The organism is Anaeromyxobacter soli (genome assembly GCF_022808855.1).
Lineage (GTDB): Bacteria > Myxococcota > Myxococcia > Myxococcales > Anaeromyxobacteraceae > Anaeromyxobacter > Anaeromyxobacter soli.
Window position 1 is genome coordinate 115,203 of record NZ_JAKZLF010000004.1, and the last position, 15,309, is coordinate 130,511.

At 74.4% G+C, this 15,309-nt stretch carries 15 protein-coding genes; 7 read left to right on the forward strand and 8 right to left on the reverse strand.

Annotated features, from left to right (window positions below; translation table 11 throughout):
* Positions 1-4 precede the first annotated feature (4 nt).
* A complete protein-coding gene (locus tag MLV88_RS04825; protein ID WP_242337469.1) occupies positions 5-1,282 on the reverse strand; it encodes a hypothetical protein in 1,278 nt (425 codons plus the stop codon).
* 414 nt (positions 1,283-1,696) lie between these two features.
* Here MLV88_RS04825 and MLV88_RS04830 point away from each other — a divergent pair, with 414 nt between their 5' ends.
* Together MLV88_RS04830 and MLV88_RS04835 are read left to right on the forward strand one after the other, a co-directional pair.
* Positions 1,697-2,791 (forward strand): rhomboid family intramembrane serine protease, encoded by a 1,095-nt coding sequence (locus tag MLV88_RS04830; RefSeq protein ID WP_242337467.1) that lies wholly within the window; start codon positions 1,697-1,699, stop codon positions 2,789-2,791.
* Positions 2,792-2,942: 151 nt separating this feature from the next.
* Positions 2,943-3,443, forward strand: a complete 501-nt coding sequence (locus MLV88_RS04835; protein ID WP_242337465.1) for a bacteriohemerythrin — start codon at positions 2,943-2,945, stop codon at positions 3,441-3,443.
* A gap of 12 nt (positions 3,444-3,455) precedes the next feature.
* Here MLV88_RS04835 and MLV88_RS04840 read toward each other — a convergent pair whose 3' ends face one another.
* On the reverse strand, positions 3,456-5,033 hold the full coding sequence (locus MLV88_RS04840; protein ID WP_242337463.1) for an aromatic amino acid hydroxylase: 1,578 nt from the start codon (positions 5,031-5,033) through the stop codon (positions 3,456-3,458).
* A gap of 247 nt (positions 5,034-5,280) precedes the next feature.
* On the opposite strand from MLV88_RS04840, the gene MLV88_RS04845 reads away from it, so the two are divergent.
* Positions 5,281-6,555, forward strand: a complete 1,275-nt coding sequence (locus tag MLV88_RS04845) for a 4Fe-4S dicluster domain-containing protein (protein ID WP_242337461.1) — start codon at positions 5,281-5,283, stop codon at positions 6,553-6,555.
* Positions 6,556-6,574: 19 nt separating this feature from the next.
* Here MLV88_RS04845 and MLV88_RS04850 read toward each other — a convergent pair whose 3' ends face one another.
* Entirely contained in the window at positions 6,575-8,101 is a 1,527-nt protein-coding gene (locus MLV88_RS04850) for an ATP-binding cassette domain-containing protein (protein WP_242354824.1), read from the reverse strand.
* Between the two features lie 188 nt (positions 8,102-8,289).
* Between MLV88_RS04850 and MLV88_RS04855 the strand changes: the two genes are divergently transcribed.
* The 3 genes from MLV88_RS04855 (at position 8,290) to MLV88_RS04865 (ending at position 9,859) form a co-directional block, all read left to right on the forward strand.
* The gene (locus MLV88_RS04855; protein WP_242360252.1) at positions 8,290-8,805 is read left to right on the forward strand and encodes a TspO/MBR family protein; all 516 of its coding nucleotides are present in this window, start codon (positions 8,290-8,292) and stop codon (positions 8,803-8,805) included.
* Positions 8,806-8,898: 93 nt separating this feature from the next.
* A complete protein-coding gene (locus MLV88_RS04860) occupies positions 8,899-9,267 on the forward strand; it encodes a response regulator (RefSeq protein WP_242337455.1) in 369 nt (122 codons plus the stop codon).
* A gap of 43 nt (positions 9,268-9,310) precedes the next feature.
* Positions 9,311-9,859 carry a TlpA disulfide reductase family protein gene (locus MLV88_RS04865; RefSeq protein WP_242354832.1) on the forward strand — a complete coding sequence of 183 codons (549 nt, stop codon included), beginning with the start codon at positions 9,311-9,313 and terminating at the stop codon, positions 9,857-9,859.
* Between the two features lie 114 nt (positions 9,860-9,973).
* Here the strand turns inward: MLV88_RS04865 and MLV88_RS04870 are convergent, their stop codons facing one another.
* From MLV88_RS04870 to MLV88_RS04890, 5 genes are all read right to left on the reverse strand, one after another.
* Entirely contained in the window at positions 9,974-10,324 is a 351-nt protein-coding gene (locus MLV88_RS04870) for a hypothetical protein (RefSeq protein WP_242337452.1), read from the reverse strand.
* Positions 10,325-10,364: 40 nt separating this feature from the next.
* On the reverse strand, positions 10,365-11,279 hold the full coding sequence (locus MLV88_RS04875) for an SDR family oxidoreductase (protein WP_242354834.1): 915 nt from the start codon (positions 11,277-11,279) through the stop codon (positions 10,365-10,367).
* Positions 11,280-11,370: 91 nt separating this feature from the next.
* The gene (locus MLV88_RS04880) at positions 11,371-11,898 is read right to left on the reverse strand and encodes a GbsR/MarR family transcriptional regulator (RefSeq protein ID WP_242337448.1); all 528 of its coding nucleotides are present in this window, start codon (positions 11,896-11,898) and stop codon (positions 11,371-11,373) included.
* A gap of 80 nt (positions 11,899-11,978) precedes the next feature.
* Complete coding sequence (locus MLV88_RS04885; protein ID WP_242354836.1) at positions 11,979-13,193, reverse strand: DUF1015 domain-containing protein; 1,215 nt, start codon at positions 13,191-13,193, stop codon at positions 11,979-11,981.
* 66 nt (positions 13,194-13,259) lie between these two features.
* Complete coding sequence (locus MLV88_RS04890) at positions 13,260-13,481, reverse strand: hypothetical protein (RefSeq protein ID WP_242337444.1); 222 nt, start codon at positions 13,479-13,481, stop codon at positions 13,260-13,262.
* Positions 13,482-13,823: 342 nt separating this feature from the next.
* Between MLV88_RS04890 and MLV88_RS04895 the strand changes: the two genes are divergently transcribed.
* Positions 13,824-15,197: a CxxxxCH/CxxCH domain c-type cytochrome gene (locus tag MLV88_RS04895; protein ID WP_242354838.1), complete on the forward strand. Its 1,374-nt coding sequence runs from the start codon at positions 13,824-13,826 to the stop codon at positions 15,195-15,197.
* The last annotated feature ends 112 nt before the right edge of the window (positions 15,198-15,309 follow it).

Consider the following 15,309-nt stretch of genomic DNA (forward strand, 5'->3'; position numbering starts at 1 on the left):
CGATTCACGGCGCGGCGAAGCGCGCCGGGGTGTAGCTGTTCTCGGATGCGGAGACGCGCGTCGGCGGAGGACCCGCCGTGACGTCGAAGTCGGCCGCCGCGACGTAGACCTCGTAGGTGAGCCCCGAGGTGAACGTGCCGGCCAGGAAATCCGCGGACGTGCCCGTCACCCACTGCCCGGCGACGTAGGAGCTCCCGAGCCACACGGAAGCGAAGTAGCTCTGGGCGCCCGGGACGCGGGCCCAGGTCACGTGGGCGCCGCCCTTCACGTCGCCGCTGGCGGACACGCCCTCGGGGAGCGGCAGCGGGAGCGGCGGCGCGATGGCGAACTGCGTCGTGATCGACTCGACCCCGTCGCTCGCGACCAGCGTGTAGAGCCCGGGGGTCGGCGGCAGGCCGTAGGCCCAGACCAGCCGCTTCGTGAAGTTGACCGGCAGCTCGAAGCGCAGGGGATCCGACTCCGGCAGGTCGGGACCGGTCACGGTGATCGACCAGACGCCCCCGTCCGGCGCTTCGTCCGGCGCCGAGAGACCGACCCAGATCGCCAGCCCGGGGACGAGGCCGTAGTCGATGCGCCCGCCGGCGGCGCGAAGCACGAGCGGCGCTCCAGAGGCACGCAGGAGCAACCCCAGCCGTGCCTGCGAGACGCGGAAGCTCCGCGGCATCGCTGGAGCGACTCCAGGCGCCAGCGCCGTCGGATCGGCGCCGAGCGCCTGGATCGACGCGAGGTAAGAGCCGTCGGGGAGCGCCGAGACGTCGCAGCCGGCAGCCGCCGAGACCTGCTGCTCCTGGATCGCCCCGTTCGCGGTCAGGACGCACGCGTACGCCTCCGCGCCGGCGACGTCGCCCCACTCCAGGCGCGTCCCGTCGAGAGAGAGCGCGGCGCCGGGCACCGCGAGCGGGATCGCGTCAGCCAGCGTCGCGGCCGTCGCCAGCGTCTGCCCGCCGCTGGATGCGACGATCTGGAAGGCCGCACCTTCGACCGGCGCGACGTCCGGCCAGAGGGAGACCGCGTAGCCGGCGCCGGCTGCGTACGCGGCGGGCCTCCCGAGCGCCGCACCGTCGCGCCCGAGCTCGAGCAGCCAGTCCGATTCCGGCCCCGCGCCCGTGTCGCTCCGGATCGTGGTGAGCACCGCGAGGCCGAGACGCCCCGACCCGTCCTCGTAGGCGCCGAGCGCCGCCGTCGCGGTGTACGGCACGGACTCGCGCGTCGAGCCGCCGCTGCACGCCGCGGCGACGATGCCGCCGAGGACGATCAGGTACCCACGCGTTGCGCGAACCATGCCCACCCCTGAAATCGCATCCGGGGGTGCGCGATCACGCACTCACCGGCATTCGGTCGGCCCTGGGACCGCGTGGGTCCGGGCTTTTGCCTGCTCGCCTTTCGACGAGGTCGCTATTGTCGTGCCGTCGGGGAATAGACTGCGCGCTCATTTCACTCGATGTCAACGCCGGATTCGATCTTCATCGCAACCGGTTGGATCACCCTGGGTTCCAGTCACTCCCGGTGCGCGGCACTCGTCTGACGCTCGACCAGGGGCGCAAACGCACACCGGCGCACAGCTCGCATTGCACGACGAGTCAACGCGCCGAGATCACTGGAGGTGCAGCTCGGCCTTCCACGCGGGCGCGCCGAAGGGTCGCGCCTACCCCTGTGCGATGTGCACGCACGGCGGCGCCCGCTATGCTCGTCGCCGATGCACGGCTTCGCCTCCCCTCCCCCGCCTCCTCGTACGCGCACCGCGCCAGCCGTCACCTGGGCGCTCGCGGCGGTGAATGCCGCCCTCTTCGCGCTCGTCCTGTCGCGCGGCGACCCGAGCGACCCCGCGCTGCTCGTCCGCCTCGGCGCGCTGGAGCGGAGCCGCGTGTGGGCGGGCGAGGCGTGGCGGCTCGTGACCGCCGGGTTCCTGCACGGCGGCTGGCAGCACCTCGCCATGAACCTGGGCGCGCTCCTCCTCGCCGGTCCCATCGTCGAGCGGCGGCTCGGGCGGGTGCGCTTCCTCGCCCTCTATCTCGCGAGCCTCGTCGCCGCCTCGGCCGCTTCGCTCCTCGGCCACGACGCGGTCGTGGCGGGCGCTTCCGGCGGGGTGTTCGGGATGGTCGGCGCCCTGCTCGTGCTGGAGCTGCGCCGGGCAGGGAGCGTGCGGCGCTTCCTCGCCGCGCCGCACGTCGTGCTCGTCCTGGGCGCGCTCGCGCTCGGCTTCGTCGCCTCGCGGCTCTACCCGGGACGCCTCCCGGCGGACGACTTCGCTCACGCCGGCGGGCTCGCCGCCGGGGTCGCGGCCGCGTGGCTCCTCACGCGGCCCGCCTCGAGCGGCGCCTGGCCGTGGCCGGCGCTCGGCCTCGCCCTCGTGGCGCTGGTGCTCCTCGCCGTCTGGCCACGATCCGGGACCACCCAGTTCCAGGCCGAGGAGCTCGAGCGCGAGGTCCACGCGGCGCTCGGGCGCGAGGACGGCGCCGAGGCGCGCCGCCTCCTCTCGATCGCGGAGGCACGCGGCCAGCGCTCGCCCACGCTCGCCTACTTCCGCGCGCTCGTCCGGGCGCACGAGGGAGATCTCGAGGGGGCGCTGCAGGCGCTGCGAGAGCTCGCGACCTCGGCGGGCGCGCCGCTCCGCGACGACGTCCGCCGCTCCGCTGCCCGCGTCGCGCGGATGCTCGGTTACCGCCACGCCACCGGCGACGGCCGTCCGGCGGACGCCGCCCGCGGCCTCGCCTACCTCGAGGAGTCGTGCGCGCTCGGCGAGGAGCAGAGCTGCCGGGACGCGGCCGGGATCCGGGCGGAGGGCCGGTGAGCGACGCGATCGCCGGCCACACCGCCCGATCGCGTGCGACCGCGCGCCTCGAACGGGGATCCGTCCCGCTCGGTCATCGGGTGAATCCCGGAGGCGCCGGCGGAGCGGCGAGGCGCCGGTCCCGCACTCACGGGTGAGGCGCTCGCGGTACTTGTCCGTCGCCGCGCGGCGCGAGATCGTCGGTCCACCGGAGGCGATCATGTCCGCGGACTGGACGCCAGAGCTCACGGTGAACCACACCCAGCTCGACGAGGAGCACGTCGAGATCTTCCGCCGGCTGGAGGACGCCGCGCGATCGCTCGCCGGCACGCGCGAGGGCGCCGAGCGCGCCGTGAGCCGGCTCGCCGACGCCATCGTGGAGAACCTCGCATCGGAGGAGCGGCTCATGGACGAGACGCTCTACCCGGATCGCTCCCGCCACCGGGCCGCGCACGAGCTGTTCATGGCGGACTTCGCGAGCATGCGCGACGAGCTCCGCGAGAAGGGCCCGACGCCCCTCGTCGCGGTCTGGCTCGGCACGCGCCTCCCGGAGTGGCTGCGCTTCCACATCCGCGTGAACGACTCGAAGCTCGCCGTGCACCTGGCGCGGCGCCGCCCCGGCGAGCCGGGGGTCGCGCGCTGGCACCGCACCGGCACGCACCACGTCTCCTGAGCGCTCCCCCGCTCAAGCGGGCGCGGGCACGCCGAGGAGCTCGTCCACCTCCGCGCGCAGGAGCCAGTCCTCCGTGAACGCCGCCGCGGCCTCGCGGATCTCCGCGAGCCGCTCGCGTGACGGCGCGCCCGCCTCCCGCAGGCGCCGCACCTCGGCGTAGAGCGCGGCGAGCGGCGCAGGGAGCGCCTCGGCCTTCCGCGCGCGCGCCCGCGCCTCGCCCTCTCCCTCGGTGAACGACGCCAGCTCGCCGAACCAGCGGTCCCACGTGCCCGGATCCGCGGGGCCGCCCGCGACCGAGCTGAGGTCCTCCGAGACGAAGAGGAGCGACCACGAGGGCAGGTCGAGCGGCCGCCCCGCGATCGCGCCGCGCAGGTTCACCACCTCGCCGCCGCCGACCGCGAACCCCTGGAGCGAGAGGCCGGAGGGGAAGGTCACGCCGAACGCCCCGCGCTCCGGGAGCTCCGCGCGCCCGAAGGCGACCACGACGTCGCCGGGCCAGGGCTTCCCCTGCGCGATGCCGCCCCGCGACACGAGCACCGGGCCGTCGAGCCGCGCGAGCGCGCTGCGGAGGCCGGGCCCGACCCTCGCGAGCGCCTCGACGCGCCCCACCACCCGACCCGACAGCTCGCGCCCACCGGAGAGGACGAGGTGGTTCACGGAGCGGGCGCGCCGCGCCTCCTCGAGGCCGTGATCGCCGCCGCGCCGCCACGAGAGCGTCTTCGAGAACTCGTCGAGCACCTCGAAGAGCTGGTCGAAGTCGCGCGCCACGAAGAGCTGGGGCTGCATGCGCGTGATGTCGTAGGCGACGTCGGCGCACGCCGCCGTGAGCGGGACCTTCTTCACCGCGGGCGTGAGACAGTGGACGGCCTCGCCGATCGAGGAGAGGAGGCCGGCGCCGTAGAGCCGCGGGGCGTCGAGCGCCCCGACGAGCCCGTACTCGGCGGTCCACCAGTACAGGCGGCTCGCCCGCGTGGACTCGGACACGTAGCGGACGCTCGCCGCGGCCTCCGCCAGCCGCCGCTCGGCGAGGGCGACCTCCTCCGGCCCCGCCGTCGGGTCCTCCTTCACGACGGAGAGGTTCCGGATCGCCTCGAACACCGCCTGGTCCTCGACCGAGGCGATCGCGCGGAAGCCCACCTCGCCGCAGCGCTGCAGGTACTCGGCGTAGGTCGGGTCCGCGACGAAGGGGGCGTGGCCGGCGCTCTCGTGCACGATGTCCGGCGCCGGCGTGTACTCGATGTGCTCGTGGGTGCGGACGTCCGCGGCGATGGCGAGGACGCGCCGGCTCTGGAGCTCGGTGAACACCGCCGGCGGGATGAACCCGCGCACCGCCACCGCCGACCAGCCCACCCGCTCGAGCTTCACGTTCATCTCGTCGAGCCTGGGGATGCGCTCCACCTCGATGCCGGTGGCGTCGAGCCCCGCGAGGTAGCGCGGGTGGGCGCGCTCGCGGAGGTGGGCCGTGAGCCGGCGCAGGACGTGGCGCCAGACGGCGTGGTCCCGCGGCGTGTACGCGTCGTACTCCTGCGAGACGACGAACCGGCGCAGGTGCGGCGGGAGGCTCGCGATGGCGCGCTCGCTGGGGGTCATGGTCTCGCTCCCGTGGAAACGTTGCGACTGCAGCCCCCTCGCCGGTAGGGCGCACGGGCCACGCGCGGCGCCTCTCGATTAACGGGCGGACCGCCGGGCGCCAGGTCCTCCCGCGCGAGAACCTCCCCGGAATCGGCCCGACGCGATGCGCCAAACGTCGCGACCCCCGTTCGAGCGCTCCGGAGGAGCCGCGATTCTGCTGTGCTGCCCCGGCAGGCACGGCGCGAGAGACCGGAGACCAGAGCCCATGGCCCACCACGCATCGCGATCCGTCTACGAGCGCCTCACGGAGCGGCTGAACCGCTCCCCGCAGGGGGCGCCGCCCTCTCGGAGCCTCTTCGAGATCCTGAGGCTCCTGTTCAGCGAGCGGGAGGCGGAGCTCGTGTCCGTCCTCCCCCTGAAGCCGTTCACCGTGGCGAAGGCCGCGGCCGTCTGGAAGACCACCGAGGCGGAGGCGCGCAAGGTCCTCGAGGCGCTCGCGGCGCGCGCGCTGCTCGTGGACATCGAGGGCAAGGACGGCTTCCGCTACGTGCTGCCCCCGCCGATGGCGGGGTTCTTCGAGTTCTCGATGATGCGCGTGCGGGGCGACCTGGACCAGAAGGCGCTCGCGGAGCTCTTCTACCAGTACCTCAACGTGGAGGAGGACTTCGTCCGGGCGCTGTTCGCCGGCGGCGAGACGCAGCTCGGGCGGACGTTCGTGAACGAGGAGGCGGTCGCGGAGGACGACGCCCTGCACGTGCTCGACTACGAGCGCGCGAGCGAGGTGATCCGGACCGCGAGGCACCGCGCCGTCGGCCTCTGTTACTGCCGCCACAAGATGCAGCACCTCGGCCGCGCCTGCGACGCGCCGCAGGACATCTGCATGACGTTCAACGTCTCCGCGGCCTCGCTCGTCCGGCACGGCCACGCCCGGGCCGTGGACGTGGCGGAGGGGCTCGACCTCCTCCAGCAGGCCCGCGACCGCGGCCTCGTGCAGTTCGGCGAGAACGTGCGCGAGTCGGTGAACTTCATCTGCAACTGCTGCGGCTGCTGCTGCGAGGCGATGATCGCAGCGCGGAAGTTCGCGGTGATGCACCCCATCCACACGACCGCGTTCCTCCCGGCCGTGGACGAGCGGGCCTGCAACGGCTGCGAGAAATGCGTCCGCGCCTGCCCGGTGGAGGCGCTCTCGGCGGTGTCGGCGAACGACGCGCGCCACCCGAAGCGGACGGTGGCGCGGCTCGACGAGGAGCGCTGCCTCGGCTGCGGCGTGTGCGTCCGCGCCTGCACTCCCGGGGCCATCGCGCTGCGCCCGCGCGCCCGCCGGCGGCTCACGCCGCTCAACGGCGCGCACCGCGCGGTCCTCATGGCAATCGAGCGCGGCAAGCTGCAGGAGCTCGTCTTCGACGACCGGGTGCTCTTCAGCCACCGGGCCCTCGCCGCGCTCCTCGGCGTGGTCCTCCGACTCCCTCCCGCGAAGCGCCTCCTCGCGACCGAGCAGGTGCGGTCGCGCTACCTCGAGGCGCTCTGCCGCCGCGCCTGAGCGGCCCCTCCCCGGCGCGCTACTCCGGCGCGACCCGTCCTCCCGCGATGCGCCACCGCTCCGCTCGCGCGTCCGCGCCCGGCGCGCCGGCGCGCTCGCCCAGCACGCGCGCCGCGAACGCGTCGTCGTGCGTGACGAGCAGGATGGCGCCCGGGTACGCCTCGAGCGCGGCCTCGAGCCGCTCCACGGTGGGCAGGTCGAGGTGGTTGGTCGGCTCGTCGAGCACGAGCGCCCAGGCGTGCCGCCCGAGCCCGAGCGCGAGGAGGAGCTTGCGCGCCTCGCCCGGCGACGGATCGCGCGACGCGAGGAGCCGCGCCGGGTCGCTCCCGAGCGCGGCGACGAGCGAGAGCACCCTCCCCTTCGGCTCCGGCGCGAGCGCGCGGACCTCCTCGAGGAGGCGCGCCCGCGCGCCGGGAGGGAGCTCCTGCGGCAGGTGGAGGAGCTTCTCCGGCGGGAGCGTCGAGCCGGTGAGGAGCGCCTCGACGAGCGTCGTCTTGCCGGCGCCGTTCGGCCCTTCGACGCGAACGCGCGCCTCGCGCCGGAGCCGCACGTGCACGTCGCGCAGCACGGGCGCGGGCCCGGCCCGCACGACGTCCGCGTCGAGCGCGAGGAGCACCGGGCGCGGCGCTCGCTCGAACCCGAGGGAGATCGCCCCGCCGAGCACCGCGGCGCCCGGCGCGTCCGGGACGGCCGCGTCCGCGCGCTCCGCCGCCGAGCGGAGCCGGTTCACGTGGGCGCCGAGCCCGTCCTCCGCCCACGCGCGCCGCGTCTTCGCGCCGAGCGTGCGCGCGTCGCGATCCTTCGGATCGCGCCCTCTCCCGCTCATCGCGCGCTCCGCCGCCTCGCGCTCCCGGCGCGCCTCGTCGAGCTTCCGCGCGCCCCTCCGCGCCGCCTCCTGCGCCGCGCCGCGGCGGTCCCAGGCCGCGCGGAGCTCCTCCTCCCACCCTGCGCGCGCCGCGCCGTACGGGAGCGGCCACAGCCGCGCCTCGCCGCGGTGGAGCCGGAGCGTGCGCGGCGCGATCGCCTCGAGGAGCGCGCGATCGTGCGAGACGACCACGCCCACTCCGCGGAAGCGCCGGAGCGCCGCGACGAGGAGCGCGCGGGCGTCCGCGTCCGCGTGGTTCGTCGGCTCGTCGAGGAGCAGCACGTCGGGCTCCGCCGCGAGGGCACCGGCGACCTGCCAGCGCTTGCGCTCGCCGGGCGAGAGCGATCCCCAGCGCCCGAGCTCCTCCGGGGCCAGCGCGAGCGACGCGCGCAGCCGGCGGGACTCGCCGTCGTCGCGCCCGGCGAGCGCGAGGACCGCCTCGCCCGGCAGGTGCACCTCCTGCGGGCAGAGCGCGACGAGCGCACCCTCCGGGTCCGCGCGCACGCGGCCCTGGCCCGGCGCGAGCGCGCCGGCGAGGAGCGCGAGCAGCGTGGACTTCCCCGCGCCGTTCTCGCCCACGAGGGCGGTGAAGCCGGACGGCAGCAGCAGATCGACGTCGGAGAGGATGGGGCTCGAGTCCGCGTAGGCGAACGAGAGCCGCTCGAGGCGGACGGAGGGCATGATCGTGCTCCAGGAGGGACCGGGGCGCGCGGGGGTGACCGCGTCGCGGGGAGGAGAGAGGCCTCGGGTTCCGGAGCTAGGCGAGCATGGACGCGCCGCGCGAGCGGCGCGCGCCATTCGTAGCCCGGCGAACGGGCGCGCGCAAGCGGGCGCAGCCGCGGCGACGCCCGCGTGCGCACGTTCGAGGCATGACCGAGCTCGACATCCGCCACCTCACCCCGCCGGGCCCCGGCGCGCGGCTCCTCGCCTTCGGGACCTTCGCCGGCGCGACCGCAGCGGTGTCGGCGCTCGGCGCGGCAGCGACGCGGCGCTCCGTGCAGAGCCGTTGGTACCGGCGCCTCGAGAAGCCGCGGTACCAGCCGCCCTCTGCCGCCTTCCCGCCGGTCTGGACCGCGCTCTACGCGCTCATGGCGACGTCCGGGTACCGCGTGTGGCGGAGCAGGTCGCCCGTCCGCCGCCGCGCCCTCGCGCTGTGGAGCGCGCAGCTCGCGCTGAACGGGGCATGGTCGCCGGTCTTCTTCGGCGCGCGCCGGCCGCGCGCGGCGCTGGGGGTGCTCGCCGCGCTCCTCCCGGTCGTCGGCGCGTACGCCTGGAAGGCGCGCCGCGTCGACCGGGCCGCCGCGGTGCTGATGCTGCCGTACCTCGGCTGGTCCGGCTTCGCGCTCGTCCTCAACGCGAGCATCGTCCGGCGAAACGCCCCGTAGCCGGCGCTCGCCCGGCGGGGTGAGCCCCGCGATCCTGGGACCTCGTCGAGCTTGCCCCTCGCGGGGGCGAGCGTTATCCAACCGGGCGAGCGGATGAGCCCCGAGCCAGCCAGGATCCTCGTCGTCGACGACAGCGCCGCCCTGCGCGAGAACCTGCAGGAGTGCCTCGAGCTCGAGGGCTACCTCGTCACGCTGGCCGAGGACGGCGCGCGCGCGCTCGAGACGCTCGCCGAAGGGCCGCCTCCCGCCATCGTGCTCCTCGATCTCGTCATGCCCGGCATGGACGGGCGCGAGCTCGTCGCCCGGATCCGCGAAAACCCACGCCTCGCCGGCGTGCGCATCGTCATGTCGAGCGGCCACACCTCCTCGCGGATGCGGCAGGGGATCGAGTTCGACGCGTTCCTGCCGAAGCCGTTCGGCGTGGAGGAGCTGCTCGCGGCGCTGCGCGGCCTGACCGCATGAGGCGCGGCGCATCCCTCCCGCCCGCCGCGGCTCCCACCGGCGCATGAGCTCTCCAGACCCAGCAGCCTCGCGCCTCGCGGGCGCCTACCGGCGCCTCCGCGGGACCCGCGCTGCGAGGTGGGCCGTCGATCTCGCCTTCGTGCTCGCGGCCGTGCTGCTCGTGGGAGCGTGGCAGACGCGCGGCCACCTCGAGCGCGGAACCGCGCCTTCGATCGTCCTCCCGTCGCTCACCGGGGAGCGCGTCGCGCTCGACTCCCTGCGCGGCAAGCCGGTCCTCGTGGCCTTCTGGGCGCCGTGGTGCCCGGTCTGCAAGGCCGCCTCCGGCAACCTGTCCTGGGTGAGCCGCCTCGCCGGCGCTCGCGCCCGCGTCGTCACGATCGCGGCGGCCTACGAGGACCTCGCCGACGTACGGGCCTACGTGCGCGAGCAGGGCGTCGAGCTCCCCGTGCTCCTCGCGGACGACGGGGCGCTGCGCGCCTTTCGCGTCGACTCGTTCCCGACGTACTACTTCCTCGACGCGCAGGGCCGCGTGAAGCGCTCCGCCGCCGGCTACACCACGACGGTCGGGATGCTGCTGCGGCTCCTCCTCTGACGAGACCCGCGGCTCGAGCCGCGACCGAGGCGCGTCGAAGGCGCGCGGGTCGCCCCGAGCGCGTGCGGCGCGAGGCCAGGCGGGGAAACGACGAAGCGGCGGGTCCCGCGGCCGTCACCCCGCGGGCGGTGCGCCGTCGTTGCGCCGCGGGAGGAACCGCGAGACCTGCAGGCCGATCGCCGCGAGCGCGACGAATGCGCCGGACAGCGCCGAGCCGAGCGCCGCCTTGTAGAAACCCAGGGTCGGTTCAGCGAGGGAGCCGGACCGTCCGAACACCACGATCCCCACGAGCGGCGCGAGGAACAGCATCACGTTCGCATAGCGGACCCAGAACCCCGCGCGCTCGGGCGTCCCGCACACGTCGGTGAGCACGGCGCGCAGCGGGCGCGTGAGCACCGCGGTGATGCCCACGCTGCAGAGCAGTGCCGTCAGCACCTCGATCGAGAACATCGACGCAGAAGTCATCCTCTCCTCCCCTCTCCCTGCCGCACGCCGGTCGATTCGCTCACCGGTAGTGCCTGCCGAGCTCGGACGCCCACTCGATCCCGAGCCCGTCCGCGTGCGCGGCGAGCCACTCCGTGAAGCTCGTGACGGCGGTGGGCGGCCCGCCGGAGACGAGCAGGTTCGCGGTGAGCCCCTCGACCTCGTCCTTCGTGAGCACGACGTCGCCGAGCGGCGCGCGGAGCGCGCGGGCCGCGCCGAGGAGCAGCCACCGCGGGACCGGCACGATCGCGGCCCGCGAACGTACGGCCGCGCGGACGAGCCGGACGAGCTCGTCGAACGCGAACACCTCGGGGCCGACCGCGTCGAGGACCACGTCCCCGCCGCGCTCTCCCTGCTCCACGGCGAGCCGCGCCACGTCCTCGACGTGCACCGGCTGGATGCCGTAGGCACCGCGCGCCACCCCGAACACGGGGAGCCGTCGCAGCAGCCACGCGATGTTGTTGATGAGCACGTCCCTGCCGCCGAAGAACACCGCGGGGCGAAGGATGGCGTGGGAGAGCCCCGACTCGCGGAGCGCCCGCTCGACTTCGGCCTTGCCGCGGAAGTACGGCAGGGGCGAGCCCGACGCGGGGTTCGTGATGGAGACGTGGACGACGCGCTCGACGCCGGCCTCCGCCGCCGCGCGGAAGAGCGCGCGGCTGTTCTCGACCGCCCGCGCGAACGTCGACGCGCCGTGATCGAAGCGGACCCAGTAGGTGTTGTAGAGGACCCTCACGCCCGCGAGCGCCTCGCGCATCCTGGACGGATCGTCGAAGCGGAAGGGCTCCACCTCGACGCGTCCGCCGAAGGGATCGGGGCGGTCCGGGTGCCCGGTGAGCGTCCTCACGCGCTCGCCGCGCGCGAGGAGGAGCCGCGCGATCTCCCTCCCGCTGTAGCCGAAGGCGCCGGTGATCGCGTGGACGTGTGGGCGGCTCATGGGCTTTCCTCCTCATCGACCATCAAGGTTCAGAATTTTATGAACGTCGTGGGTACGCCGATTCCCTTCCGCGCCCGCGAGGCGGCCCGAGCTACCCCTTCCCGTTCTGCCTTCGGCCGAACGGCATCCCGGCGATGAACGCCAGGGCCGAGCGGGACGACTGCGGGTCCTGGAGGAACCGGTTCACGACGCCCTCCACGGTGGTGAGGAGGTCCGCCATCTGCTCGAGCCGACCGCGGACCGCACCGGTCGCGCCCGGCGCGTCCACGAGCGCGTGGATCGCCTCCAGGGCCGGATCGAACTCCCGCCGCTTTCGCTCCTTCAGGATGCGGAAGAACATGAGCCAGACGTCCGGCTCGGTGACGTAGAAGTCCCTGCGTTCGCCGGCCACCTCGACCTGCCGCACCACGCCGAACGTCCGCAGCTCGCGCAGCGACATCGAGGCGTTGCCCTTGGAGATCTGGAGCCGCTCGGCGATCTCCTCGAGCGCGAGGGGCTCCTCGGTCGCCATGAGCAGCGCGTGCACGCGCGCCACCGACCGGTTGATGCCCCAGAGCGAGCCCATCGCGCCCCAGGCCTCGACGAAGCGCTGCACTGTCTCGGGAGTCGCCGCCGGCATCGTGCGTTCAGAATATTGAGAACGATCGTCCGACGTCAACGCCCCCGCGAGGGGCGGGCTCGACGGCGAGAAGAGGACGGCTAGAACCGGTGCACGAACAGCCCCGACCTCAGCTTCGGCTCGAACCAGGTGCTCTTCGGCGGCATGAGCTTGCCGGCGTCGGACACCGCGATGAGCTGCTCGATGCGCGTGGGGAAGAGGTGCAGCGCGAGCGACCAGCCCTCCTCCTTCACGCGCCGCTCGAGCTCCTCGTGGCCGCGGATGCCGCCGACGAAGTCGACGTCCTTCGAGGTGCGGGGGTCGGCGATGCCGAAGATGGGCGCCAGGATCTGGTCCTGCGCGATCGCGCAGTCCAGCGAGGCGACGGGGTCCTGCGCCGGGTACGAGCCCGGCCGCACACGGGCGAGGTACCAGCGGCCCGCCGCGTAGATGCCGAAGGCGAGCGGGCCGGGCGGCCGCGGGTCGCTCGCCGGCGAGACGTCCATCACCTTGCCGATCTCGCCGAGCAGCTCGCCCGCGGTCCGGCCGCGCGGGTCCCGCACGAGCCGGTTGTAGGCGAGGATCTGCATCTGGTCGTGGGGGAACACGACGGCGAGGAAGGCGCCGTGCTCGCCGGGCTGACCAGCGCGCTTCGCGTGGACGCGCGAGGCGGCGGCGGAGCGGTGGTGGCCGTCGGCGACGTAGAGCGCCGGCACGCCCGCGAAGAGCGCCTCGAGGCGCGCCCCGATGGCGGCGGGCACGACCCAGAGCTGGTGGCCCACGCCGTCCGGCGTCACGAGGTCCACCTCGGGCGCGGCGCGCTTCACCTCCTCGATCGCGCTGTCGATCTCCGGCGCGGCCCGGTAGGTGAGGAACACCGGCTCGTCGTGCGCGGAGAGCGTGTCGATGTGGCGGACGCGGTCGTCCTCCTTGTCCGCGCGCGTCTTCTCGTGCTTCTTGATGACGTCCCGGTCGTACTCCTCGACGGAGGCGCAGGCGACGAGGCCGGTCTGCCGGTGCGCGCCCATCCGCTGCGCGTACACGTAGAAGCGCGGCTCGGGATCGGCGCGCAGCACGCCGCGCTGGACGAGCTCCGCGAGGTTCTCGGCGCCCTTCGCGTACACCGCGTCCGCGTGCTCGTCCGTGCCCTCGGGCAGGTCGATCTCGGGGCGCGAGACGCGCAGGTAGCTGTCGGGGTTGCCCTTCGCGAGCGCGCGCGCCTCCCGCGTCGAGACGACGTCGTAGGGGGGCGAGGCGACGCGGGCGGCGAGATCGGCGGGCGGGCGCAGCGCCCGGAACGGCTTCATGGTGGCCATGCGGTCCTCCGGCGAGGCCGGTCGTTCTAGCAGAACGCCGGCCGTCGCGCTCGGGACGCCGCGGGCCTAGCCCCAGAGCTTGTCGTCGCGCGTCGGCAGCACGCGGCCGCAGATGGCGCAGATCTTCACCCGCGCGCCGGTCGTGGCGTGCCGGCCGTCCGCGTAGTTGTGATCGCACTCGTCGAGGAGCTTGGCCTCTTCCGCGCGCAGCGCGGCGAGCATGCCCTCGTGCTTGGCGATCTCGGCCCGCAGCTCGTCGCGGCGGGCCAGCCGTTCCGTCTGAGTCACGGCGTGCCTCCGATAGGGTGAAGGGCGAGTGTACGCCAGCGGGGTAGCCGGCGACATGCGGCCAAATGGACCTCGGCGCTGGACCCCGGCGCTGCACGCAAGGGTTGCGTGAGGGCTCCACCTCGCGCGGAGCCTGCGCGCGGGCGCACGCTCGCCTGGCGCACCTCGGTGGACAGCTCGCGACCAGAACGAGCGTACGTGCCCGTCACGAGGAGGGTGCGACATCTGCGACCTCCTGAGCGCCCACAACGCCTCACCCCTTCGGGGCACAACGGTTGCTAGCAGTGAAGCTCCCCGCGCGTCCGGACCGTCGTCCTGCGCGCCTCGCCGCCCGGAGAGTCGATGGCCCACCCGAAGCGCCTGATCCTCTGCGTCGCCCTCGCCGTTCTCGCCGCCACCGGCTGCGACGGCGCGGCCCGCCCCGTCGACGGCCAGCCCGGCTCGGGCGAGGGCTGCACGACCTGCCACGGCGACGCGACGCGCGTGACGGACTCACCGCTCGTGAAGGCCGCGCCGGCGACCGGCGCCCACCTCGCCCACCTGCAGGGCTCCACGTTCCGTGATCCCATCGCCTGCGCCGAGTGCCACCCGGTGACGACCAGCGCCGCGCACTCGAACCAGACCGTGGACTTCGCCTGGGGACCGCTCGCCAGCGCGCGGGGCGCGACGCCGTCGTACGACCCGGCGAGCGGCACCTGCACCAACGCGTGCCACGGGGCGGCGCCCTCGCCGGCCTGGACGGCGGACGTGACGCTCGACTGCACGAGCTGCCACGGTCACCCGCCGGCCTCCGCGCCGCACGATCCCTCGAAGCAGGACTGCTCCGTCTGCCATCCGGGCACCGTCCTCGCGACGGGCGAGCTCAACCGCGAGGCGAAGCTCCACCTCGACGGCGAGATCGAGGCGGGCGGGATGCATCCGACCGGCTGGAGCGATCCGGCCCGGCACGGGCAGGCCGCGATGACGGGGCTCGCCGGCTGCGCCGCCTGCCACGGCGCGGACTACGCGGGCGGGACGAGCGGCATCTCCTGCACCGCGTGCCACGCCGCCGCCGGCCACGCGGGCTGGGCGACGGAGTGCACCTTCTGTCACGGCGACCGCGCGAGCGGACGCGCGTCGCCCCCCGTGGACACCCACGGGCTCTCCCTCGTCACGAACGTCTCGGTCGGCGCCCACGACGCGCACGTGGGGGCGACGCTCTCGAGCCCGGTGGCCTGCGAGGCGTGCCACCCCTCGCGGGTGGGGAGCGACGTCCGGACCGACGCGGCGCACGTGGACGGTGACGGCGTCGCCGAGGTTCAGTTCGGCGCGCTCGCGAAGACGGGCGGCAAGACGCCCGTGTACTCGCGGGCGAGCGCGACGAGCGCGAGCTGCGCGTCCACGTACTGCCACGGCAACTTCAGCGGCGGCACGGTCGCCACGACGAGCTGGACGAGCACGACGCCGATGACCTGCACCTCCTGTCACGGCAGCCCGCCCGATACCGGAAAGCACACGTTCCACGTCGGCGGCTTGGGACTCCAGTGCGCCAACTGCCACGCGAGCGTGGTGGACGCGGCGAGGGCGATCACGGCCCCGGCGCTCCACGTGAACGGCACGAAGGAGGTCCAGTTCGGGGGAACCTGGGGCACGGTCTCGGTCAAGGGAACCTGGTCCTCCGCCTCGCGCTCCTGCTCGAGCCTCGCCACGGGATGTCACGGTCAGAAGAGCTGGTAGTCCTCGGCAGGTGAACGGACCGCCGCGCCCCGGGGTGAATCCAGGGCGCGGCGGTCCCGTGAGCACGCGACACGGAAGAGCGACGCCGTCTGGGTACATCGGCGTATACTCT

Bases quoted from the DNA above. Each gene is read 5' to 3' on its own strand.
- MLV88_RS04855 (WP_242360252.1), top strand. From the start codon at position 8,290: ATGACCGAGCTCGACATCCGCCACCTCACCCCGCCGGGCCCCGGCGCG.
- MLV88_RS04885 (WP_242354836.1), bottom strand. From the start codon at position 13,193: ATGGCCACCATGAAGCCGTTCCGGGCGCTGCGCCCGCCCGCCGATCTC.
- MLV88_RS04825 (WP_242337469.1), bottom strand. From the start codon at position 1,282: ATGGTTCGCGCAACGCGTGGGTACCTGATCGTCCTCGGCGGCATCGTC.
- MLV88_RS04830 (WP_242337467.1), top strand. From the start codon at position 1,697: ATGCACGGCTTCGCCTCCCCTCCCCCGCCTCCTCGTACGCGCACCGCG.
- MLV88_RS04840 (WP_242337463.1), bottom strand. From the start codon at position 5,033: ATGACCCCCAGCGAGCGCGCCATCGCGAGCCTCCCGCCGCACCTGCGC.
- MLV88_RS04845 (WP_242337461.1), top strand. From the start codon at position 5,281: ATGGCCCACCACGCATCGCGATCCGTCTACGAGCGCCTCACGGAGCGG.
- MLV88_RS04875 (WP_242354834.1), bottom strand. From the start codon at position 11,279: ATGAGCCGCCCACACGTCCACGCGATCACCGGCGCCTTCGGCTACAGC.
- MLV88_RS04895 (WP_242354838.1), top strand. From the start codon at position 13,824: ATGGCCCACCCGAAGCGCCTGATCCTCTGCGTCGCCCTCGCCGTTCTC.
- MLV88_RS04865 (WP_242354832.1), top strand. From the start codon at position 9,311: ATGAGCTCTCCAGACCCAGCAGCCTCGCGCCTCGCGGGCGCCTACCGG.
- MLV88_RS04870 (WP_242337452.1), bottom strand. From the start codon at position 10,324: ATGACTTCTGCGTCGATGTTCTCGATCGAGGTGCTGACGGCACTGCTC.
- MLV88_RS04880 (WP_242337448.1), bottom strand. From the start codon at position 11,898: ATGCCGGCGGCGACTCCCGAGACAGTGCAGCGCTTCGTCGAGGCCTGG.
- MLV88_RS04850 (WP_242354824.1), bottom strand. From the start codon at position 8,101: ATGCCCTCCGTCCGCCTCGAGCGGCTCTCGTTCGCCTACGCGGACTCG.
- MLV88_RS04860 (WP_242337455.1), top strand. From the start codon at position 8,899: ATGAGCCCCGAGCCAGCCAGGATCCTCGTCGTCGACGACAGCGCCGCC.